Annotated in this window: 20 protein-coding genes; 10 read left to right on the plus strand and 10 right to left on the minus strand. The window is 64.4% G+C overall.

What is annotated here, in order from left to right; all coding sequences use genetic code 11:
* Window positions 1-8: 8 nt before the first annotated feature.
* Window positions 9-1,043, minus strand: coding sequence for a substrate-binding domain-containing protein (locus tag RQX22_RS05650; RefSeq protein WP_315724624.1), 1,035 nt, complete (start codon window positions 1,041-1,043; stop codon window positions 9-11).
* Window positions 1,044-1,139: 96 nt separating this feature from the next.
* Entirely contained in the window at window positions 1,140-2,369 is a 1,230-nt protein-coding gene (locus tag RQX22_RS05655) for a sensor histidine kinase (RefSeq protein WP_315724440.1), read from the minus strand.
* 95 nt (window positions 2,370-2,464) lie between these two features.
* Here RQX22_RS05655 and RQX22_RS05660 point away from each other — a divergent pair, with 95 nt between their 5' ends.
* The 4 genes from RQX22_RS05660 to RQX22_RS05675 are packed head-to-tail and all read left to right on the plus strand — an operon-like array spanning window position 2,465 to window position 5,023.
* Window positions 2,465-2,869 (plus strand): hypothetical protein, encoded by a 405-nt coding sequence (locus RQX22_RS05660; RefSeq protein ID WP_315724442.1) that lies wholly within the window; start codon window positions 2,465-2,467, stop codon window positions 2,867-2,869.
* Window positions 2,870-2,886: 17 nt separating this feature from the next.
* Entirely contained in the window at window positions 2,887-3,165 is a 279-nt protein-coding gene (locus RQX22_RS05665) for an HPr-rel-A system PqqD family peptide chaperone (RefSeq protein ID WP_315724444.1), read from the plus strand.
* Window positions 3,162-4,025, plus strand: a complete 864-nt coding sequence (locus tag RQX22_RS05670) for an HprK-related kinase A (RefSeq protein WP_315724446.1) — start codon at window positions 3,162-3,164, stop codon at window positions 4,023-4,025. The genes RQX22_RS05665 and RQX22_RS05670 overlap by 4 nt, the downstream gene beginning before the upstream one ends.
* The gene (locus RQX22_RS05675) at window positions 4,022-5,023 is read left to right on the plus strand and encodes a nucleotidyltransferase domain-containing protein (RefSeq protein WP_315724448.1); all 1,002 of its coding nucleotides are present in this window, start codon (window positions 4,022-4,024) and stop codon (window positions 5,021-5,023) included. The genes RQX22_RS05670 and RQX22_RS05675 overlap by 4 nt, the downstream gene beginning before the upstream one ends.
* 49 nt (window positions 5,024-5,072) lie before the next feature.
* On the opposite strand, the gene RQX22_RS05680 is transcribed toward RQX22_RS05675, so the two are convergent.
* Both RQX22_RS05680 and gph read right to left on the minus strand, forming a co-directional pair.
* Window positions 5,073-6,680, minus strand: coding sequence for a GNAT family N-acetyltransferase (locus tag RQX22_RS05680; protein WP_315724450.1), 1,608 nt, complete (start codon window positions 6,678-6,680; stop codon window positions 5,073-5,075).
* 125 nt (window positions 6,681-6,805) lie between these two features.
* Complete coding sequence (gene gph, locus RQX22_RS05685; protein WP_315724452.1) at window positions 6,806-7,474, minus strand: phosphoglycolate phosphatase; 669 nt, start codon at window positions 7,472-7,474, stop codon at window positions 6,806-6,808.
* A 61-nt stretch (window positions 7,475-7,535) separates the two neighbouring features.
* On the opposite strand from gph, the gene glmU reads away from it, so the two are divergent.
* From glmU to RQX22_RS05700, 3 genes are read left to right on the plus strand one after another with little or no spacing between them, the layout of a single operon-like run.
* A complete protein-coding gene (gene glmU, locus RQX22_RS05690) occupies window positions 7,536-8,894 on the plus strand; it encodes a bifunctional UDP-N-acetylglucosamine diphosphorylase/glucosamine-1-phosphate N-acetyltransferase GlmU (RefSeq protein WP_315724454.1) in 1,359 nt (452 codons plus the stop codon).
* Window positions 8,895-8,900: 6 nt separating this feature from the next.
* Window positions 8,901-10,724, plus strand: coding sequence for a glutamine--fructose-6-phosphate transaminase (isomerizing) (gene glmS / locus RQX22_RS05695; protein ID WP_315724455.1), 1,824 nt, complete (start codon window positions 8,901-8,903; stop codon window positions 10,722-10,724).
* Between the two features lie 23 nt (window positions 10,725-10,747).
* Window positions 10,748-11,083, plus strand: coding sequence for a GFA family protein (locus tag RQX22_RS05700; RefSeq protein WP_315724457.1), 336 nt, complete (start codon window positions 10,748-10,750; stop codon window positions 11,081-11,083).
* A 269-nt stretch (window positions 11,084-11,352) separates the two neighbouring features.
* On the opposite strand, the gene RQX22_RS05705 is transcribed toward RQX22_RS05700, so the two are convergent.
* Window positions 11,353-12,441: an acyltransferase family protein gene (locus RQX22_RS05705; protein ID WP_315724459.1), complete on the minus strand. Its 1,089-nt coding sequence runs from the start codon at window positions 12,439-12,441 to the stop codon at window positions 11,353-11,355.
* A gap of 167 nt (window positions 12,442-12,608) precedes the next feature.
* Here RQX22_RS05705 and RQX22_RS05710 point away from each other — a divergent pair, with 167 nt between their 5' ends.
* Window positions 12,609-12,980 carry a hypothetical protein gene (locus tag RQX22_RS05710; RefSeq protein ID WP_315724461.1) on the plus strand — a complete coding sequence of 124 codons (372 nt, stop codon included), beginning with the start codon at window positions 12,609-12,611 and terminating at the stop codon, window positions 12,978-12,980.
* Window positions 12,981-13,061: 81 nt separating this feature from the next.
* Here the strand turns inward: RQX22_RS05710 and RQX22_RS05715 are convergent, their stop codons facing one another.
* The 5 genes from RQX22_RS05715 to RQX22_RS05735 all read right to left on the minus strand — a co-directional run bounded on the left by RQX22_RS05715 (window position 13,062) and on the right by RQX22_RS05735 (window position 17,172).
* A complete protein-coding gene (locus RQX22_RS05715) occupies window positions 13,062-13,511 on the minus strand; it encodes a MaoC family dehydratase (RefSeq protein ID WP_315724463.1) in 450 nt (149 codons plus the stop codon).
* Between the two features lie 96 nt (window positions 13,512-13,607).
* Window positions 13,608-14,708 (minus strand): redox-regulated ATPase YchF, encoded by a 1,101-nt coding sequence (gene ychF / locus RQX22_RS05720; protein WP_315724467.1) that lies wholly within the window; start codon window positions 14,706-14,708, stop codon window positions 13,608-13,610.
* 97 nt (window positions 14,709-14,805) lie between these two features.
* A complete protein-coding gene (pth, locus tag RQX22_RS05725) occupies window positions 14,806-15,381 on the minus strand; it encodes an aminoacyl-tRNA hydrolase (RefSeq protein WP_315724626.1) in 576 nt (191 codons plus the stop codon).
* A gap of 114 nt (window positions 15,382-15,495) precedes the next feature.
* Window positions 15,496-16,149 carry a 50S ribosomal protein L25/general stress protein Ctc gene (locus RQX22_RS05730; RefSeq protein ID WP_315724469.1) on the minus strand — a complete coding sequence of 218 codons (654 nt, stop codon included), beginning with the start codon at window positions 16,147-16,149 and terminating at the stop codon, window positions 15,496-15,498.
* Window positions 16,150-16,269: 120 nt separating this feature from the next.
* On the minus strand, window positions 16,270-17,172 hold the full coding sequence (locus RQX22_RS05735; protein WP_315724470.1) for a TraB/GumN family protein: 903 nt from the start codon (window positions 17,170-17,172) through the stop codon (window positions 16,270-16,272).
* 102 nt (window positions 17,173-17,274) lie between these two features.
* Between RQX22_RS05735 and RQX22_RS05740 the strand changes: the two genes are divergently transcribed.
* Window positions 17,275-18,183: a glycine--tRNA ligase subunit alpha gene (locus RQX22_RS05740; RefSeq protein ID WP_315724472.1), complete on the plus strand. Its 909-nt coding sequence runs from the start codon at window positions 17,275-17,277 to the stop codon at window positions 18,181-18,183.
* Complete coding sequence (gene glyS / locus RQX22_RS05745; protein ID WP_315724473.1) at window positions 18,183-20,429, plus strand: glycine--tRNA ligase subunit beta; 2,247 nt, start codon at window positions 18,183-18,185, stop codon at window positions 20,427-20,429. Before RQX22_RS05740 ends, glyS begins: the two co-directional genes overlap by 1 nt.
* The last annotated feature ends 28 nt before the right edge of the window (window positions 20,430-20,457 follow it).

The following is a 20,457-nucleotide window of genomic DNA, read 5'->3' on the forward strand; positions in this document are numbered from 1 at the left end:
GGGGAAGTCTATTTCAGCTCGCCTGCGGCGAGCGGTGTGAGCGCGGTCGCCGCCTGCGTCGCTTTCGCCTGTGCGTCGGCGGGGGCGGGGATGAGACCGCGGCGTTCGAGATAGCCGCCGGCGCTCCAGGCCTTGGCATATTCCGCCAGGAATTCCTTCATGCCCGGCACAGCCGCCACATGGTCGCCCTTGACGTAGAGGTAGAGCATGCGCGCGCCCGGATATTCGAGGCTCGAGATGGTCTCCGCATTGGGCTCGATGCCGGCGAGCGGAATGCCGCGGACCTTGTCCGTATTTTCCTCGAGGAAGCTGTAGCCGAGCACGCCGATCGTACCCGGGCTCTGCGCCACCTTCTGGACGAGCAGATTGTCGTTCTCGCCCGCCTCGATATAGGTGCCGTCCTCGCGGATCTTCGTGCAGATATCCTTATGCTTGTCCGAATCCGAATCCTTGAGCGCCTTCATGGCGGGATCGCTGTCGCAACCCTTTTCCAGGATCAGCTCGGCGAAGGAATCGCGCGTTCCTGACGTGGGCGGCGGTCCCATGACACGGATCGCCACCGCCGGCAGCGCCGGATTGACGTCCTTCCAGGTCTTGGCGGTGTTGGGCTTGCCGAACGGGTTGGCGGCCAGCGCCGCATAGATATCCTTCACCGTCAGGCTGAGCTTTTCGGCATCCTCGGTCGATTCGATGAGAGCGAGGCCGTCGATCCCGACGGGAACCTCGACCACCTGCTTCACGCCATTCTTGGTGCAATCCTCGAATTCGGAAGCCTTCATGCGCCGCGATGCGTTGGTCATGTCCGGGAAGGAATCGCCAACGCCGGCGCAGAATTGCTTCATGCCGGCACCGGTGCCCGTCGATTCGACGATCGCGCTCATGCCAGGATTGTTACGCTGGAATTGCTCGGCGACCGCGGTTGTGAACGGATAGACGGTGGAAGAGCCGACGATATGGATCTGCTGCCCGGATTGAGCCCCCGAGCCCGATCCACCCTGTTCGCCGCAGCCTGCGAGCGCCAGCGCGGTCAGCGCGACGCCCATGATGGACTTTTTCAAAATTGCCTCCTTGTGTGCCCCATGCATCGAATCCCGGCTAGCCGGACTCGGCGTGAGTCTTGTGACGTTTCGGAGACTCTTTTATGACAATGGTTCGAAAGAATTCGCGCGCGGGATGAACACGGTCACGATCGTGCCTTCGCCGACGGTGCTTGCGATCTCCAGCCGGCCGCGGTGCCGTTCGACGATATGCTTGACGATGGCGAGGCCGAGGCCGGTGCCGCCCTCGGCCCGGCTGCGGCCCGGATCCACCCGGTAGAAACGCCGCGTCAGGTGCGGCAGATGCTCGGCGGCGACGCCTTCGCCCTGGTCGGCGACGCTGAATCGGATCATGTCGGACGCGCTTTCGCCGATGCCGATCGTCACTGTCGATCCTTCCCGCCCATAGCGCACGGCATTTTCCATGAGGTTCATGACAAGCTGCAGGATCTGGGGCCGGTCGCCCGCGACGATGGCCGGATGCGCCGGCTCCTCGATCGCCAGATTGACGCCCTTCTTCTCCCTGAGCGGGCGAAGGTTGGACCAGGCTTCCTTGACCAGCGGCAACAGCTCGACGGGCTCGCGCGGCATGCTGAACCGCTTCGCCTCGATCCTCGACAGCGACATCAGGTCCTCGACCAGCTGCTGCATCCGCTTCGCTTCGCCAAACATGATCTGAAGGAAGCGCGACCTTTTTGCTTCATTCTCCACCACGTCCCGATCCTGCAGGGTTTCAAGGAAGCCCAGCAGGGTCGCGAGCGGCGTCCGGAGTTCATGGCTGGCATTGGCGACGAAGTCGGATCGCATCCGTTCGGCGGCGTGGATCTCGCTGGTGTCGGTGAGGCCCACCAGCATATCGTCTCCGCTCAGCGGCACGGTCGTCATGTTCCAGCGCCGGTCCTGGTCGCCAAGCCCCACAAGTTCGATCGGCGGATCCAGCTGATCGACCTGGCGGCCCTTTGCGAGCCGCTCGGCGGCAGCCGGGTGTCGAATGGCGAGGCGGACGTCGGCGCCTTCGATATGCTCGCCCAGGATATGACGGGCTGCTCGATTGGCTGCCAGCACGCGTCCGCTTCGAACGATCAGCAAGGGCTGGCTGAGCGCATCCAATATCTCGCGGGTGGCGGGCAGTGCGGGACCTTCATCCTTCTCGACCGATTCGGCGCGGACTTGTCCCGGATCCTGCCTCACGAGGAGGAAAGCGGCCAACGCCCCGCCCGCCACGGCGCAGAGCACGGCCAGCAGCGATGCGCCCGCCGCCAGCGCGAGCGCCAGGCCGGCCACGATCGCGGCAGCCGCCGCCAGCGCCTGGGAAGGGGTGAAGCGCAGCATTTCCGTCCCTTAGCGGGACGGCCCCGCCTCCGCCACTGCTCGCAATTGCACGTCTTTACCCTTATGAAACAGGATGAGAATAGGTGCCGGATTCTATGAGCGACAAGGACGAGATGGAACAGGACGGCGAAGGGAAGCCATCGCGGCGCGTTGTGCTGGCGCTCGGCGCGGCCGCGGCGTCGACGGTGGTGACGATACGGCCCGCTCTGGCCCAGACCGCCGGCTCGGTGCTCAACTGCCAGATCCCGGTGCCGGCGCCGCAGGCCGCGGGCCAATATATTGCCGCCGATGGCACACTGGTGGCGCCGGGCACGCCCGGATCCTTCCCGCCCGCGGCGCGGCCGCTGACCGGCGAGGAAGTGAAAGTGATGCTGAACGGTGGCCCGTCGCCGGCCGGGATAGATTCGCAGTCCGCCCAGGCCTATGCAAATTATATCCGCAGGCTGCAGGCGGGGATGAGCGGCTTCACCTGTTACGCCTCGCTCCAGATGCCGCGCTGAGCTAGGATCGGGCCGGCATGACCGGTCTTCGCTATATCGCCGACAGTCCCGAATCGATCCGCACCGTCGAACTGGACGGGCTGGTCGCCCTGTTTCATCGGCCGTCGGGCATGACCCACATCCTGGCGCCGCCGGCTCCGCAGATATTGGAGGTCCTGGCCGGCAATAGCGGCGATGCCGTGGACATCGCCGACCGGATAAGCGCGCGCTTTCAACTCGAGGCGGATGATGTCCATGCCGCCATCGGAGCGCGGCTCGCCGAGCTCGAGGCGGCTGGCCTGGTGCTGCGCGGGTGAGGCACAGGCTCGACCTCAGGATCGGGCCCGTGAGCTTTCGCATCGGCTCGCAATGGGCAGAGCCGCTCGATCGTCTGCGCCGCCTCTATGCGACCTATCCGGAGGCGGATCCGATCAGCGACTTCACGGTCCGGCTGGAGCCGGAACATGCCTGGAGGCGCTGGGTCAGGCCGTCCGTGGCGATCAAGGGCGATTATGTCCTGCCCGACGCGGCCCCTTTGTCGCTCGCCCATGGCCTGCTGGCCGCCGAAATGGGCATGAACCTGCAAATGGCGCTCGGGCAGAAACATTATCTGCTGCTCCACGCCGCCACCGTCGAGCGCGACGGCCGCGCCTTGCTGATGACCGGGGAATCGGGCGCCGGCAAATCGACCCTGGCCGCCCTGCTCGGGGAACGCGGCTGGCGACTGATGGGCGACGAATTCGCCCTGCTCGATCTTGGCGACTTCACGTTGCGCGCCTTCCCGCGTGCGATCAGCCTCAAGAATCAGGCCATCGGCCTTTTCGACGGGGTGGAGCCGGATCGGCTGGGGCCGATGCTGGAAGGGACGCCGAAAGGCACGATCCGCCACCTCCGGCCCAATGCCGAAGCCGTGGCCCGGATGGACGAGACGGCCCGTCCGGTGCTGATCCTCTTTCCCCGCTTCGGCGTTGGTCTCGAGCCGGCCGTGCGGCCGGTCGGGACCGCGGAGACCTTCGTGCGCCTGACCCAGGCGTCCACCAATTACGTCCAGCTCGGCGAAGCTGGCTTCGATGCGCTCAACGCCCTGTTGCGGGCGGCCCCCGCCCGGGCGGTGGATTATCCGGATACAGGTTCGGCCGTCGCCTTGGTGGAAGAGCTTTGGAGCCGGGCCGGATGAAGGATGCGCGCCAGCTCGTCCGGCTGCTCGCCGATCCCGCGCGGGTGGACGAGGTCCGGGACTGGACCGGTCTGCTTTCGGTCGCCCGGGCGGAATCCTTGCTTGGGAGCCTGGCCTTCCGGCTTCACGATCGGCCTCTGCCCGATCGCGTCGGGCTTATTCTGGAGGGCGCCCGCCGCGATGCGGAGCGGGCCAGGGTGCAGGCGTTGTGGGAAGCGGAAATGGCGCGGCGGGCGCTGGCGCCGCTCGGCGTTCCGGTCGTCCTGCTCAAGGGAACCGCTTATGCCGCATCCGGCTTGTCCGCCGGCATTGGCCGCGCGATCGGCGATCTCGACATTCTGGTGCCGCGCCCGCGCATGGACGCGGTGCAGGAGGCCTTGCTCGGGGCCGGCTGGGAATGGGTCAAGCAGGACGATTATGACGATGATTATTATCGGCGCTGGATGCATGAACTGCCGCCCCTGATCCACAAGGAGCGGGATCGGATGATCGACGTCCATCACACCATCCTGCCGCTCACGGCGCGCCCGACCCCCGATGCGACGGCGATGATCGCCGACAGCCGTCCGCTCCCCGACGGCCTGAGGATTCTCTCCCACGTCGACATGATCGTCCACGCCGTCGCCCATCTGTTCGCCGACGGCGATCTGGCGGGCGGCCTCCGCAACCTCTGGGATCTGGACCGGATGCTGCGTGAATTTGCGGCGGCACCCGGCTTCTGGATGAAATTGCGGCAGCGCGCCTGGCTGCATGGGTTGAGCGACGAAACCGCGCGTGCCCTGCGTCTGGCCGCGCGTCTCTACGAAACCCCCGTCGAAGGCGGGGGGCGGGCGCGTTGGGCCGACGATCTTTACGTGCGGCGGCTATTGGCGCGGGACGGATGGGGCAGGACCACGCAGCGTCCGCTCCGCTTCGCCTTCTACATCCGCTCTCATTGGCTGCGCATGCCGCCCCTGATGCTGGCGCGGCATTTGATCGTGAAGGCGCTCCGTCGATGATGGCCCGAGGCGAGGACCCTCTGTCCAGCCAATGTGGGCGGCGCGGGATCTAACCTCCGCCCGGCGCCTTCGATCCCATGGGCCGGCTTGCGGTGGATTGGGCAACGCCGCGCCCGCCCCGACTCCAGTCTATCCGATAGAGATCGAAACGCCGGTCCGAAAGATTGCGCACCGTCCCTTCGGCCCGGGCCCATGTGAGATCGGCGAGGTTGACGTCGGCGATGGTCAGGGTCTCGATATTCTCGCTGGCCTCGGCGGCGATGCCGTCTCGGGCAAAGGGGAAGTCGCACGGGGTGAGGATGCAGGATTGCGCATATTGCACGTCCATATTGTCCACGCCCGGAAGGTTGCCGACATTTCCCGACATGACCACGAAGCACTGATTCTCGATCGCGCGCGCCTGGGCGCAATAGCGTACCCGCATATAGCCCTGGCGGTTGTCGGTGCAGAAGGGCACGAAAATGATCCGCGCCCCTTCGTCGACCAGCCGCCGCGCCAGTTCTGGAAACTCGCTATCGTAGCAGATCAGCACGCCGATGGGGCCTATATCGGTCTGGATGACATCGACCGAGGATCCGCCCTTGATCTTCCACCAATAGGCTTCGTTCGGGGTGGGGTGGATTTTTTCCTGAGAGTGAACGGATCCGTCGCGGAGGCAGATATAGGCGACGTTCTGCACGCTGCCATCCTCGGTGCGGGTCGGGTGGGACCCGCCCACGATGTTGATATTGTAGCGCAACGCCATGCGGGAAAGCTCGGCCACGACCGGCGCGCGATGGTCGGTCATTCGATCGATCGCCGCCATCGGCGTCAGCGCCTCCGTTTCGAAGGACAGAAGGGACATTGTGAACAATTCGGGGAAGATGACGAAGTCCGAACGATAATCTGCCGCGACGTCCACGAAATATTCGATATTGTGCACGAATTCGGCGAAATCCTTCACCGCGCGCGCCTGTAGCTGGACTGTCGCGAGGCGCACGCTCTCCACATCACGCGGCAGCCGGAACGCCGGCGGCTCGTCCGGATCGACATAGGGGTTTCGCCATATCATGTGCGCGGCATAGCCGCCCGACGCCTTGTCGAGCGGCAGATAGTCGCGGAGCACGCCGATCGGCGAGAAGCCGTTGGCGAGCTGGAAGCCGATCACCTGATCGCGCAGCTTGCCGTCGCGGACGGCGGCAAGATATTCCTCCGGGCCGGATACCTTGTTCCTGGCCCGGGCATAGCCGGGCATGCGCCCGCCGAAGACGATGCCCCTGAGCTCGAGCCGCTCGGCCAGAGCCCGTCGCGCTTCGTAGAGCCGCTTCCCGATGCGCAGCCCCCGACGGCGGGCGTCCACCGCCATTTCGATACCGTAAAGCCAATCGCCGGTGGGGTCGTGGCGGCTGCCGAAGCCGTTGCCGGTGATGGTGGCCCAATCATGCGGGCCAAGCGCGATCGCCTCGTCGACACGAGAGGATGCGCAATAGCCGACCACTTCCCCCTCGAAGATTGCGACGAACTGGCCATCGGGAAAGTTGTTGATCTGGCCCGTTATCTGGCCGACGCCGTAATTCTCCATGCCTGGATAGGAACGGCCGATCAGGGACAGAATTCCGGCCATGTCAGCCGACGTGGCAACGCGGATCTGAAGCCTGACGGGCGTTTTCTTCGACATGTTGATACTCCGGGGAATTGGTGGACAGCGGATCGGGCGGCGCCGCCCGTCAAAAGGACTAGCATCTTCATCGCTTGCTCATGCTCAACCTATCAACCTGCCATCTGTTGCGGACGAAATGCGTTTCAACGCTCGAGTTTTTGCAGCGCGGGTACCAGGTCGACATAGCCATGGATCACGACATCCGCTCCCAACTGATCGACCGGCCGATCCGAGAAGCCGAAGCTGACCGCGACGAAGGGGAGGCCGGCCGCCCGGGCCGTGTCTGCGTCCGTGATCGAATCCCCAACCAGGATGCCGCTCTGCCCGCCCGCGCGGGCTATGGCTTCGCGAAGCGGCGCGGGGTCGGGCTTTCGCACCGGCAGCGTGTCGCCGCAGACGATGGCATCGAAGCGGTCCTGCCAGCCCAGCGCCTCGACGAGCTTCATCGTCAGACTCTCTAGCTTGTTGGTGCAGATGCCGATGCGCAGGCCGCGCGCGCGAAGCGCGTCGAGCGCGCTTTCCAGGTCCGGATAGATTTTGGTGCCGACGCAGATGTTGGTGGCATAGAAATCCAGGAACAAAGGCATGCCCTGTTCCACAAGATCCTCATTCGCTTCCCCCGTGGCGGCCAGGCCGCGCCGCAGCAGGGCGCGTGCGCCGTGGCCGATCAGGCGCTGAACCGAAGGCGTCGGCACCGCTTCCCGGCCCATCCGCGTCAGGGCGTGATTGAGCGCCGCCGCCAGGTCGAAGGCCGTGTCGGCAAGCGTGCCGTCCAGGTCGAAGATCACGGTGTCGAAAGAGAATGAGGCCATCGGTGCCGGGCTCTGGTCGAGCGGTCTGGAAATGGCAAGATTTCCGTGCGATGGCCGAGCCATGACGTCTTCCAGGCCCTTTGCCGCTCTGATCCTCGCCGCGGGCAAGGGCACACGCATGAAATCGGACCTGCACAAGGTGCTCCACCCGATTGCCGGGCGGGCGATGCTCGATCATCTGCTCGGCGTCGTCGACGGTCTCGGCCCGGCGCACAAGATCGTCGTGGTCGGCAGCGGCCGCGAGCAGGTCGAGACACTGGTCCAGGCGCGGGGCGGGCAGGTGGTCGTCCAGGACCCACAACTCGGCACCGCCCATGCCGTGCTGCAGGCGGAACCGGCGCTTCGGGATTTCGCCGGCGATGTCCTGATCCTCTATGGCGACACGCCGCTGGTGGAGGCGGAAACCATGTCGCGGATGCTGGGCCGGCTGCGCGCGTCCGATCGGCCGGCGGTTGTGGTGGTCGGGTCCCGGCCGGAAGATCCGGCGGCTTATGGCCGGATCGTCGCCGACGACGAGGGTGTCATCGAAAAAATGGTCGAATATAAGGATGCGACCACCGAAGAGCGCGCGATCGACCTCTGCAATTCGGGGCTGATGGCCGCGCGCGCCGAGGATCTGTTCCCGTTGCTCGCGCGGGTCGGCAACGACAATGCGGCCGGAGAATATTATCTGCCCGATATCGTCATGCTCGCCGCCGAGGACGGCCGCGCCTCGGTGGTGATCGAGGCGGAGCCGTGGGAAATGGCGGGTGTCAACAGCCGGGCCGAACTCGCTTTGGTCGAGGCGGAATGGCAGAAGAGGCGGCGGCTGAAGGCGATGGCCGATGGCGCTACCCTGGTCGCTCCCGATACGGTCTGGTTCGCGCACGATACGGAAATCGGCCGCGACTGCCTGATCGAGCCGAACGTCGTGTTCGGCCCTGGGGTCCGCGTCGCCGACGGCGTCACCGTCCGCGCCTTCAGCCATATCGAAGGCGCGACCATCGCGACCGGCGCCGAGATCGGTCCCTATGCGCGGCTGCGGCCGGGGGCGGAGATCGGCGAAAAGGCCAAGATCGGCAATTTCGTCGAGGTCAAGAAAGCCCGCTTTGGCAAGGGCGCCAAGGCCAATCACCTTAGCTATGTCGGCGACGCGGACGTGGGGGCAGGGGCGAATATCGGCGCCGGCACCATAACCTGCAATTATGACGGCTATTTCAAATATCGGACGGAGATCGGAGAGGGCGCCTTCATCGGCTCCAACAGCGCCCTCGTCGCCCCGGTGTCGATCGGCAAGGGCGCCATAGTGGGCGCGGGCTCGGTCATCACCCGCAGTGTCGAGGAAGACGCGCTGGCGCTTGCGCGCGGCGTGCAGGACGCGAAACCCGGCCGGGCGAAGCGTTTTCGCGAAGTCATGCAGGCCAAGAAATCAGGAAAGTAAGAGCGCATGTGCGGCATTATCGGCATCATCGGACATGGCGAGGTCGCGCCGCGGCTGATGGACGGCCTGCGCCGGCTCGAATATCGCGGCTATGACAGCGCGGGCCTGTGCACCATTGTCGGCGACGCATTGGAGCGGCGGCGGGCGGAAGGAAAGCTGGACAATCTGGCCCGCGAGCTGGAGGCGCATCCGCTGCCGGGTGATGCCGGCATCGCCCATACGCGCTGGGCAACCCATGGCGCGCCGACCCGCGACAATGCCCATCCCCATGCCACCGGCGAGGTGGCCCTGGTCCATAACGGCATCATCGAGAATTTCCGGCCGCTTCGCGAGGAGCTGATCGCCGAAGGGCGGCATTTCGAAAGCCAGACCGATACCGAGGTCGTCGCCCATCTTGTCACGCGGGAGCTGGAGGGCGGCGTCAGCCCGCAGGACGCCGTCTCGCGGACGCTGAAGCGCATCCACGGCGCCTTCTCGCTCGCCATTCTGTGCCGACGCTTCCCGGACATGCTGATCGGCGCCCGCCTGGGCTCTCCTTTGGTGGTGGGTTATGGCGAGGGCGAGACCTATCTCGGCTCGGATGCCTTGGCATTAGCGCCGCTCACCCAGCGTATCTCCTATCTGGAGGAGGGCGATTGGGTGGTGCTGAGCCGCGATGGGGTTCAGGTCTATGACCGCGACGATCGCCCAGTCGAGCGGCCGATCGTCAATTCGGGCGCCTCCAGTGCGATGATCGAGAAGGGCAATCACCGCCACTTCATGCAGAAGGAGATTTTCGAGCAGCCGATCGTCGTTGCCCAGACCCTTCAATCCTATCTGCGTCCGCTTGAGCAGAAGGTGGCGCTGCCGGACATGGAGTTCGATTTCGCCGACGTTCCGCGCATCACCATCGTTGCGTGCGGCACCAGCTTCTACGCCGGCATGGTCGCCAAATATTGGCTGGAGCAATTCGCCCGCGTCCCCGTCGAGCTCGATATCGCTTCGGAATTCCGATATCGCCAGCCGGTGCTGGAAGAAGGCGGGCTGGCCTTGTTCATCTCCCAGTCCGGCGAGACCGCCGACACGCTCGCCGCGCTCCGCCACGCACGTGCCGAAGGCCAGCGCATCGCAGTGGTCGTCAACGTCCCGACCAGCTCGATGGCGCGGGAGGCGGATCTCCTTCTTCCCACCCATGCCGGTCCGGAAATCGGGGTCGCCTCGACCAAGGCGTTTACCTGCCAGCTTGCAGTCCTTGCAGCTCTCGCGGCCAAGGTCGCCCGCGACAAAGGGAGAATGAGCGAGGAAGAGGAGCGTGAGATTGTCGCTCACCTGAGCGAAGCGCCGGCCGCGATGAACGCGGCGCTCGGCCACGATGCGGAGATCGAGGCAATGGCGCCCTTGATCGCGCCGGCGCGGGACGTACTCTATCTCGGCCGCGGTCCCGATTATCCGATGGCGATGGAAGGGGCGCTGAAGCTCAAGGAGATCAGCTATATCCATGCCGAAGGCTATGCCGCCGGCGAGATGAAGCACGGCCCGATCGCCTTGATCGACGATAATGTGCCCGTCATCGTGCTTGCGCCTTCGGGGCCGCTGTTCGAGAAGACGGTCAGCAACATGCAGGAGGTCCAGGCGCGGGGCGGCAAGGTGGTCCTGATCTCTGACGCCGAAGGCATAAAGGCGGCCGGCGACAATGTCATCGCGACCATCGAGATGCCCAAGGTCCATCCGCTGATCGCGCCGCTCGTCTACGCCATTCCGGTGCAGCTGCTCGCTTATCATGTCGCCGTGTTCAAGGGCACGGACGTCGATCAGCCGCGCAACCTGGCGAAATCGGTGACCGTGGAGTGAAGGGCGGCTGCCATTGCGGCGCCGTGCGTTTCGAAGCCCGGGTGCCGGCCGAGGTCGAGATCCTCGACTGCAATTGCTCGATCTGCACCGCGACCGGCTTTCGCCACCTGATCGTGCCGCATTCCGCGTTCACCTTGCTGTCGGGCGAGGACAAGCTGACCAGCTATCGCTTCGGCACCGGCGCGGCCAACCATCTCTTCTGCAGTGTCTGCGGCGTGAAGAGCTTCTATCAGCCGCGTTCGCATCCCGACGCCTGGAGCGTGAACTTCAATACGCTGGACGATGCCTCCGGCCTGTCGGTCTCGATCCGCCGCTTCGACGGGCGCAACTGGGAAGAGGCGAGGGCGGCGCTCGATTGAGGGCGGAGCCACTCTTGGTCACGGACGGATCGATTCGACCGGGCAGTTCTCCCGCCTCAATCCATCGACGCGCGCGCACAAGAGTGGTTTCAAGTCAGATGGAATCATCTGACGACTCGGAAAGCACGGAAAACAAAGAAAGAAGACTCGTTCACGGTTCAATATAACCGTGAACGAGTCTAGCGCAGATTGCAGGTGACGACGATCGTGGAGGTGCTACGCGACTCCGCTTCGCTACATTTATCAATGGTATGAACGAAGACTGCCTATCACCCGGCGGAAGCCCAATGGCGCGGCGCGCGGCGCCTGTCCCATGCCAGGTTCAGCCAGCGCTGCGCCGGCCGCTCGAAGCCGTGATACAAAACGGCCGACAGCGTCAGGATTGCCGCCGTCAGGGCGAGCAGGGGCAGCAGGCCGACGGTTTCGCCCTCCGCGACGAATAGCAGTTTAAAGATCTTGATCGCGATATAATGGCAGAGATAGGTCGCGTAGCTGATATTGCCGAGCCAGAGGAGCGGCGCCCATTCCAGCACGCGGTTTCGGGCGAGCGCCAGGCCCAGGATCAGGCTGGCCCAGACCAGCGGCACGACAGGGGCTCCGGCCAGGATATGAAGGCCGGCGAGGGTGCCGGCCAGGGCCAGCAGCGGCATTGCCAGGCGGGACTGGCCGGCAAGGCGCTGGTAGAGCTCGCACACCAGCATGCCCATCGCGAATTGAAGCAGGCAGCGGATAAGACCCGTCTGCGCGACGGCATCGGGATAGGGAAGGGCGAACAGCGCGAAGATGGCGTGGACCGCGACGCCCAGGGCGATCGTCGTGGCGACGAGCAGCCAGGCGGGCCGCCGCCAGGGTGCGAGCATGGCCAGCAGGGCGGGAAAGAGCAGATAGGCGCCGAATTCCGTCGAGATCGACCAGGCCGGAACATTCCATTTCAGGGCGTCCGTGAATCCCCAGTTCTGGACGAGGAAGAGCGAGGCGAGGAAATAATCGAAATTCTCCTCCTCGATCCGCGCCGAGCCGAACAGCAGGGCGGCCGACACATAAGCGAGGAATGCCAGCAGGATCAGCAGGTGGAGCGGATAGATGCGCGCAAAGCGGCGGAACAGGAATTCCCGTGTCGAGACCCGTCGCGACGTCAGGCGTTCCGCGTAATTGAGATAGATGACGAAGCCAGAGAGGAGGAAGAACAGGTCCACGGCCAAATTGCCTGCCCCCAGGAAAGTCAGGACGGGAGCCGGAAGCCAGGGCGCCAGCAAGGCGCGCATATGGAACAGCACCACCCACCATGCCGCCAGGCCACGCAGCGACGTCAGCGGCACGAGCTCGCCCGTCGGCGGGGTGGGGGGGATAGTCTTCATCTGCGTCTCGGCTTCGTCCCGACAGGCTCGCGACATATGTATTTAGCGGGTGGGCCGTTGCGATTTCACTAATGACGCCCTTTGGTCATGATTCGTTAACGTTCAGCCGACATTCACGCGCTGCGGTGGATTTTCCCAAGCTTCGTCAGTATCTTGGGAGAGTTGCAATGTATTTGCCCCGTCTGCGAACCGTAAGCTTGATTCTCGTCGCCGGCCTCGGCCTGACCGCCTGTGGCTACGACCGCTACGGCTATAGCGGTGTATCGGTCGGCTATGGATCGGGCTATTACCAGCCCTACCGGTCCAATTATTATGGCTGGTACGGAAATTATTATTATCCCGGCACCGGCTATTATATCTACGACCGGCGCGGCGAGAGGCACCGCTGGTCCGATCGCCATCGGCGCTATTGGGAAGGTCGCCGCGGCGGTTATCGCGACCGCCGCGAAAATTGGGATGGCTATCGTCATCAGCGCCGCGACTATCGCAACGACGGTTATCGGGACCGCGATGGCCGCAGGCCCCATCGGCGTCGTTGACCGAGGTCTGAACATGCGAACGGAGCCTGATTCGCGTCATCGGTGGAGGCGCGGAGCGCTTCCACCTCGAACGATCAGGCTCTAATCCGCAGGCCGTCGCCGCATCAGGACGATTGAGACGTAGCGCATCACGGATTCGCCATGCTGGTTCGTCACCTCGGTCTCGGTCCGGACGGATCCGATATCGGGCTTGCTGCGTGACGGCTTCGTCTCGACGATCTTTCCGGCGACATGCAGCGTGTCGCCGGGGTAGACCGGCTTCAGCCATCTGAGCTCGTCGATGCCCGGCGATCCGAGCCCTGCCTGCTGCTGGTCGACCATATAGCGGGCGATCACTGCCATCGTCATCGCGCATGTGTGCCAGCCGCTTGCGGAAAGCCGTCCGAAATAGGTCTTGGCCGCGGCTTCGTCGGAGAGATGAAAGGGCTGCGGATCATATTTGCGGGCGAATTCGACAACTTCCTCGCGGGTGACCTCATAAGTGCCGTAATCGGCCGTCTGTCCCACCTCGATGTCTTCGAAATAGATCATTCGCTTCTTCCAGGTTCCAAGCCCAAAAATTTGAAAAGAGCCCTGATTCGGTCATCGGCGGAAGCGCGGAGCGCTTCCACCTCAAAAGATCAGACTCTACACGTTGAAGCGGAACAGCATGATGTCGCCGTCCCTGGTGACATAGTCCTTGCCTTCCGAGCGAAGCTTGCCGGCTTCGCGCGCGCCGGCCTCGCCGCCGCAGCGGATGAAATCGTCATAGGCGATCGTCTCGGCACGGATGAAACCCCGCTCGAAATCGCTGTGGATGGCTCCCGCCGCCTGCGGTGCCTTCGACCCTTTTTCGACCGTCCAGGCGCGCGCCTCCTTCGGCCCGACCGTGAAGAAGGTGATGAGATCGAGCAATTCGTAGCCAGCCCGGATGATCCGCGCGAGACCGGTTTCCTCAAGGCCGAGATCGCGAAGGAACTCGGCTCGGTCGTCTGCCGCCATCAATGCGATCTCCGCCTCGATCGCCGCCGAGATCACCACAGCCTTGGCGCCTTCGGCCGCCGCCTTCTCGAACACACGTGCGCTGTGCGCGTTGCCCGATGCGGCGTCGCCTTCGTCGACGTTGCAGACATAGAGAACCGGCTTGGCGGTAAGCAGCTGGGCCTGTTCGAGCGCTTTGCGCTCATCCTCGTCCTTCGGCTCGGTCAACCGAGCGGGCTTGCTGTCGCGAAGCAACGCCAGGGCCTGGCCCAGCACGGAGGCCTGGACCTTGGCCTCCTTGTCGCCCTGCTGCGCCTTCTTGACGAGGTTGGGGACGCGTTTTTCCAAGCTTTCGAGATCCGCGAGCATCAGTTCGGTCTCGACGGTCTCGGCATCTGCGACCGGATCGACCCGCCCCTCGACATGGGTGACATCGCCCTCCTCGAAGCAGCGCAGGACGTGGACGATCGCGTCTACCTCCCGGATATTGCCGAGGAACTGGTTGCCGAGACCTTCACCGGTCGATGCGCCGCGTACGAGGCCGGCAATGTCGACGAACTCAAGCTGGGTCTCGATGATAGTGGCGGATTTGCCGATCGCGGCGATTTCCTGGAGCCGGGGATCGGGCACGGCCACCCGGCCCACATTCGGCTCGATCGTGCAGAATGGATAATTGGCGGCCTGCGCGGCGGCCGTCTCGGTCAGCGCATTGAAAAGGGTCGATTTCCCCACATTGGGCAGCCCGACGATCCCGCAACGAAAACCCATGTCATTCCTGTTCGAAAATGGAAAATGGCAGCACGTCGCCGCATCAGTGCCGGCCGATAGAGGCTAAGCACGCCTTGCGCCAGTCCGCGGAGCGGCTTCAGCCGACATCCTGCTGGCGGCGCGCCACCTCGCTCATGAACCGTGCGTCATCCCCCTGGGCGAGCCACCCGGCCTCCCCGGCGATGGCGCCGAGCATGTCGGCAAGCGCATCCATTTCCGACTTGGCGTAATTGCCGAGCACATATTTCGTCACCTTGTCCTTATGGCCGGGATGACCGATCCCGATCCGGACGCGGCGGAATTCGTTGCCGATATGCGCTTCCGTGGATCGCAGGCCATTATGTCCGGCGGTGCCGCCGCCGGCTTTCACCTTGACCTTGAACGGGGCGAGATCGAGTTCGTCATGGAAGATCGTGACGTCGCCCAGATCCTTCTTGAAGAAGCGCATCGCCTCTCCAATCGACCGGCCGCTTTCGTTCATGAAGGTGGCGGGCTTCAGCAGCAGGATGCGGGCCGATCCGATCCGCCCTTGCTGGGCCCAGCCTTGAAAGGCCTTTCTGGGCGGCTCGAAGTCGTGCAGCTCGGCAATGGCGTCGATCGCCATGAAGCCGACATTGTGCCGATGCAGCGCATATTGCGTGCCCGGATTGCCGAGGCCGACCCAGATCTGCACGGGCTCCGCGTCCCATTCCTCTGCCGCTGCGCCGCTTTGTCCCAGCAGCTCGACCGGCCTGAAGCCGAGAAGTCTGCCGAAAAGGCCGCCGCGCAGCGGCAAGGATGGGCTCCCTTAGCCTTCTTGTTCCGCTTCGGGCGCTTCGTCGCTGACGGTCGGGACGGCATCGGCCGGAGCTTCCTGATCCGCTTCGGACTTGAGACCGGACGGCGCGACGATGGTGGCGATCGTGAAATCGCGGTCCTCGATCGCCGAAACCGAACCTTCCGGCAGGGTGACGGCCGAAATATGGACCGAATCGCCGATATCGTAGCCGGTCAGGTCGATGACCACATCGTCGGGCATCTGCGAAGCGTCGCAGACGAGCTCGAGCTCGTGGCGGACGACGTTGAGCACGCCGCCGCGCTTGATGCCGGGCGCCGCCTCGTCGTTGACGAAGCGTACGGGCACATTGACATGCACCTTGCTATGTTCGGAGATGCGCAGGAAATCGACATGCAGCGGACGGTCGGTGACCGGGTGGAACTGAACGTCCTTGGGCAAGGTGCGGTTGGCCTTGCCGCCGACTTCCACCATGACCACGCTGTTCATGAAATGGCCGGTGTTCAGCATCTTCACCAGTGCCTTTTCCTCGACGTGAATCGAGAGGGGCTCTTCCTTGGCGCCGTAGACGACGGCGGGAACGCGGCCTTCGCGACGCATTGCGCGGGAGGCTCCCTTGCCTGCCCGATCGCGCCTCTCAGCGGGCAGCGTAAGCTGTTCGCTCATGTGCATGTCTCCAGTTCAAAAATTGGATGTTCGAAATCCACCGCTCACGCCTCCAGGGATGAATATGAACGGGGAAGCGGCGGCCTGTAACGGAGACCGGCCGGATAGGCAAGTTGGGCGCTATTGCAGCCGCCGTGCCTTGAGCCCCTGGGCGCGAAGCATGTGCTGCAGCGAATCGTCCCCCGCCAGATGACCGGCGCCGACGGCGACGAAGATCGTGCCGGGCCGATCCATGCGCTTGGCGAGCCAGTCCGCCCAGCGCGCGTTGCGCTGCTTCAGCAATTTGTCGCGCAGGGCGGCGGACAAGGCCATATCCTCGTTGAATGTCCGTGCGATGCTGTCGACGTCGCCTTTCATCCAGGCGGCGAGCATGGCGGCGAATTGCGCCCGCGCCTGGGCTGGATCGTCAAGCACGGCAACCAGAAGCTTGCGTTGCGCCTCCTCCGGCAAGGCATCGAAAAAACCGAACTGTTCCTCCGCCGTCTCCAGGCCGCGGATCGGCTTGCTTGCGGTCCCATAGTCGCCCGTCAGCTTTTTTTCGATGCCCTGTTCGGGATCGAGGCCCAGCCGCTGGAAATTGATCGCCGTCAGCGTCAGGGCAGCAGCCCAGCTCTCCATCCGGTCGAGCGCCTGGATGGGGATGCCGCCATCGGCGATCATCTTGCGGAGCGCATCCCTCTTTTCCTCGGGAACCCGCTCGATCAGCGGCGGCAGGCCCGCCGAAAGCCCCAGCTTCCGCATCGCCCGGGCCGTGGCCATCGGATCGTCGCCCATCGCGACCTCCAGCACCAGCTCGTCCGACGAAGCGATCGCCCGCTCGATGAGCGGCGTCCGCCATTGCAAGCCGGGCGGCAGCATGTGAATGGTCCCGAACAGGTAGATCCTGGTGTCGGAATCGGCCAGCTCCCACAAGGCCGGGCCGCTGGTGCGCGCCGTCGGCGCCGTCGCGCAGCTCGCCAGGGCGAGAGCTGCTGCGGGTGCGGCTATCCGGCCCAGCGCATTCCTGATCCGGGACCATGACATCGACCCTGCTCCTTTCCAACGCTGCATCCGCTTCCTTGACCCTCTTATTCCCTTGCGCCAAAGCAGCGCGACCGATTTTGTTGCACTTGCGAAGGCTGTCAGGTGGGTTCTCGGCCCTTAAGTTTCCAGAAGCTCATCCTGACGCTCCATGATTATTGGAGCGCCCAGGGCTGCGTGATCCTGCAACCGTACGATCTGGAAATGGGGGCAGGCACCTTCCATCCGGCGACGGCACTGCGATCGCTGGGCCCGGACCCTTGGAAGGCTGCTTATGTCCAGCCTTCGCGGCGGCCGACCGACGGGCGCTATGGCGAGAATCCCAACCGGCTCCAGCATTATTATCAATATCAGGTGATCTTGAAGCCGAGCCCGCCCGACCTCCAGTCGCTCTATCTGGGCAGCCTCGCGGCGATCGGCATCGATTTCCTGCGCCATGACATACGATTCGTGGAGGATGATTGGGAAAGTCCGACGCTGGGTGCCTGGGGGCTGGGCTGGGAAGTCTGGTGCGACGGGATGGAAGTGACCCAATTCACCTATTTCCAGCAGGTGGGCGGTTATGATTGCAGGCCCGTCTCGGGCGAGCTCACTTACGGTCTCGAGCGCCTGGCGATGTACATCCAGGGGGTCGACAGCGTCTACGATCTCGCCTTCAACGATGACGGCGTCAGCTATGGCGACGTCTTTCTGGAAAATGAGCGGGAGTTCAGCGCCTATAATTTCGAGATTGCCGATACGGAGAGTCTGTTCCGCCGTTTCAGGGACGCCGCCGACGAATGCCGCCGCTGCATCGACGCCAAGCTGCCGCTGCCGGCTTACGATCAGGCGGTGAAGGCCAGCCATATCTTCAACACGCTTCAGGCCCGCGGCGTCATTTCGGTGGCCGAGCGCCAAGCCTATATCGGACGCGTCCGTGACCTGGCCAAGGGCGCATGCCAGGCGTGGATCGAAAAGAATGGCTGGGCCGAACAAGCTGCGCCCGGCGCGGGCGATACGGGGGGGGAAGGCTGATGGCCGATTTCCTGCTCGAACTCCTGTCGGAGGAGATACCGGCCCGCATGCAGGCCAAGGCGCGCGCCGATCTCGAACGCCTGTTCGTCGAACGGATGGGCGCCGTCGGCCTGACCGCTACGGCCGTCGAGACCTATGCGACGCCGCGGCGGCTGATCCTGGTCGCGCGCGGCCTCCCGCTCGAAACCGATGCGGTGCGGGAAGAACGGCGCGGGCCGCGTGCCGATGCTCCCGACCAGGCGATCCAGGGCTTCCTTAAATCGACGGGCCTTGGCCGTGATCAGCTGGAGGAGCGGGAGGACAAGAAGGGCCGTTTCCTGTTCGCCACGGTCGAGAGGCCAGGGCAGCGAACCGCATCGGTCCTCGCCGAAGCCATCAAGGCCGTGATCCGGGTCTTTCCATGGCCCAAATCGATGCGGTGGGGCATGGCTTCCGCTTCGGCGGATGCGTTGCGCTGGGTCCGGCCGCTCCAGAACATCCTTGCCCTGCTGGGCGACGAGATCGTCCAATGCGACATTGCCGGCGTGACGAGCGGCGCGGCCACGCTTGGGCATCGCTTCCATCATCCCGGCAGCATCACGATTGGCAGCGCCGCCGATTATGCGGAGAAGCTGCGTGCCTGCCACGTCCTCATCGATCCGGAAGAACGTCGCCGCCTGATTGCCGAAGGCGCGCGCGCCGCCGCGGCAAAGGCCGGACTGATCCTGGTCGAGGATGAAGGCCTTGCCACCGAAAATGCCGGGCTGACCGAGTGGCCGGTGCCCCTGCTCGGCAGCTTCGATCCGGCATTCCTGGAACTGCCGCGCGAGGTGATCCAGCTCACCATGCGCACCAACCAGAAATATTTCGCCTGCGTCGACCCGGCTGGCGCGCTCGCGCCCTATTTCGTCTGCACCGCCAATATCGACGGCAGCGACGGAGGCGAGGCGATCGTTGCAGGCAACCAGAAAGTCCTCGCCGCCCGCCTTTCCGACGCAAAATTCTTCTGGGAACAGGATCTCAAGGTTCCGCTCGAGCAGCAGGCCGAACGGCTGGACCAGATCGTCTTTCACGAAAAGCTGGGAAGTGTCGCCGCCAAGGTGGATCGCGTCGCGAAATTGGCCCGCTGGCTCGTCCAGGAGCGGATCGTGGCGGCCGATCGTGACGAAGTCGATGGCGCCGCGCGGCTCGCCAAGGCCGATCTGGTGTCGGAGATCGTCGGCGAATTTCCCGAACTGCAGGGGATCATGGGCGCCTATCTTGCCCGGGCCCAGGGCAAATCCGACGCGGTCGCCGATGCGATACGCGATCATTACAGGCCGCTGGGACCAACCGACGCGGTCCCCGATGCGCCGGCAACGATCGCCCTGGCTTTGGCCGACAAGGTGGATACGTTGGTCGCCTTCTTCTCGATCGGCGAAAAGCCGACGGGGTCGCGCGATCCCTTCGCGCTTCGCCGGGCGGCGCTGGGCGTATTGCAGATCATCGTGAGGAACGGACTTCGTCTGTCGCTCAAGGATGTGATCATCGAAGCAGCGGTGCTGTTGCAGCTGTCTCAAATGGGCGCCTTGCACACAGCTTCCTTTCCGCACCTGCTGGAGGAGGAAGAAGGCGACCACGAGATCACGGCCGAGGTCGGCTCCTTCACCTATCGTTCCGGCGGCAAGGTGGTCGTCCGATGGGATTCGGCGGCGACGCCGACGCTGGAGCGGGGCAAGTTCATCGAACAGGCGATCGACCTTCAGGAGGAGGTATTCGCGTTCCTGGCCGAACGGCTCAAGGTGCAGCAGCGGGAAGCGGGCGTCCGCCACGACCTGATCGACGCTGTCTTCGCGGCCGGTGGCGAGGATGACATGGTCCGTCTCCTGGCGCGGGTAGGCGCGCTGCAGGCCTTTGTCGAAAGCGGGGTCGGCGCGGATCTGCTTGCGGGCTACAAGCGTGCCGCGAATATCCTGCGCAAGGAAGATTGGAACGGCGGCCAGCGCAACACCTTCTTTTCCTACGATCCAGAGCCGGCGGAACGTGCGCTCGACTCCGTCCTCGACGCGGTCGAACCGCGCGCCAAGGCGGCGCTGGCGGCGGAGGATTTCGAAGGAGCCATGGCGGCTTTGGCCAGCCTGCGCGGTCCGGTCGACGATTTTTTCGATCAGGTCACCGTCAACGACAGCGATCCGGAGAAGCGCGAGACGCGGCTGATCCTGCTGGCGCGGATACGGCACGCCGTCGCCGATGTTGCCGATTTTTCGAAGATCGAAGGGCGCTCGTGAGCTTGCGTGCCCGGAGCGGACCGGCCTG

It is taken from the genome of Sphingosinicella rhizophila (genome assembly GCF_032378825.1).
Taxonomy (GTDB): domain Bacteria; phylum Pseudomonadota; class Alphaproteobacteria; order Sphingomonadales; family Sphingomonadaceae; genus Allosphingosinicella; species Allosphingosinicella rhizophila.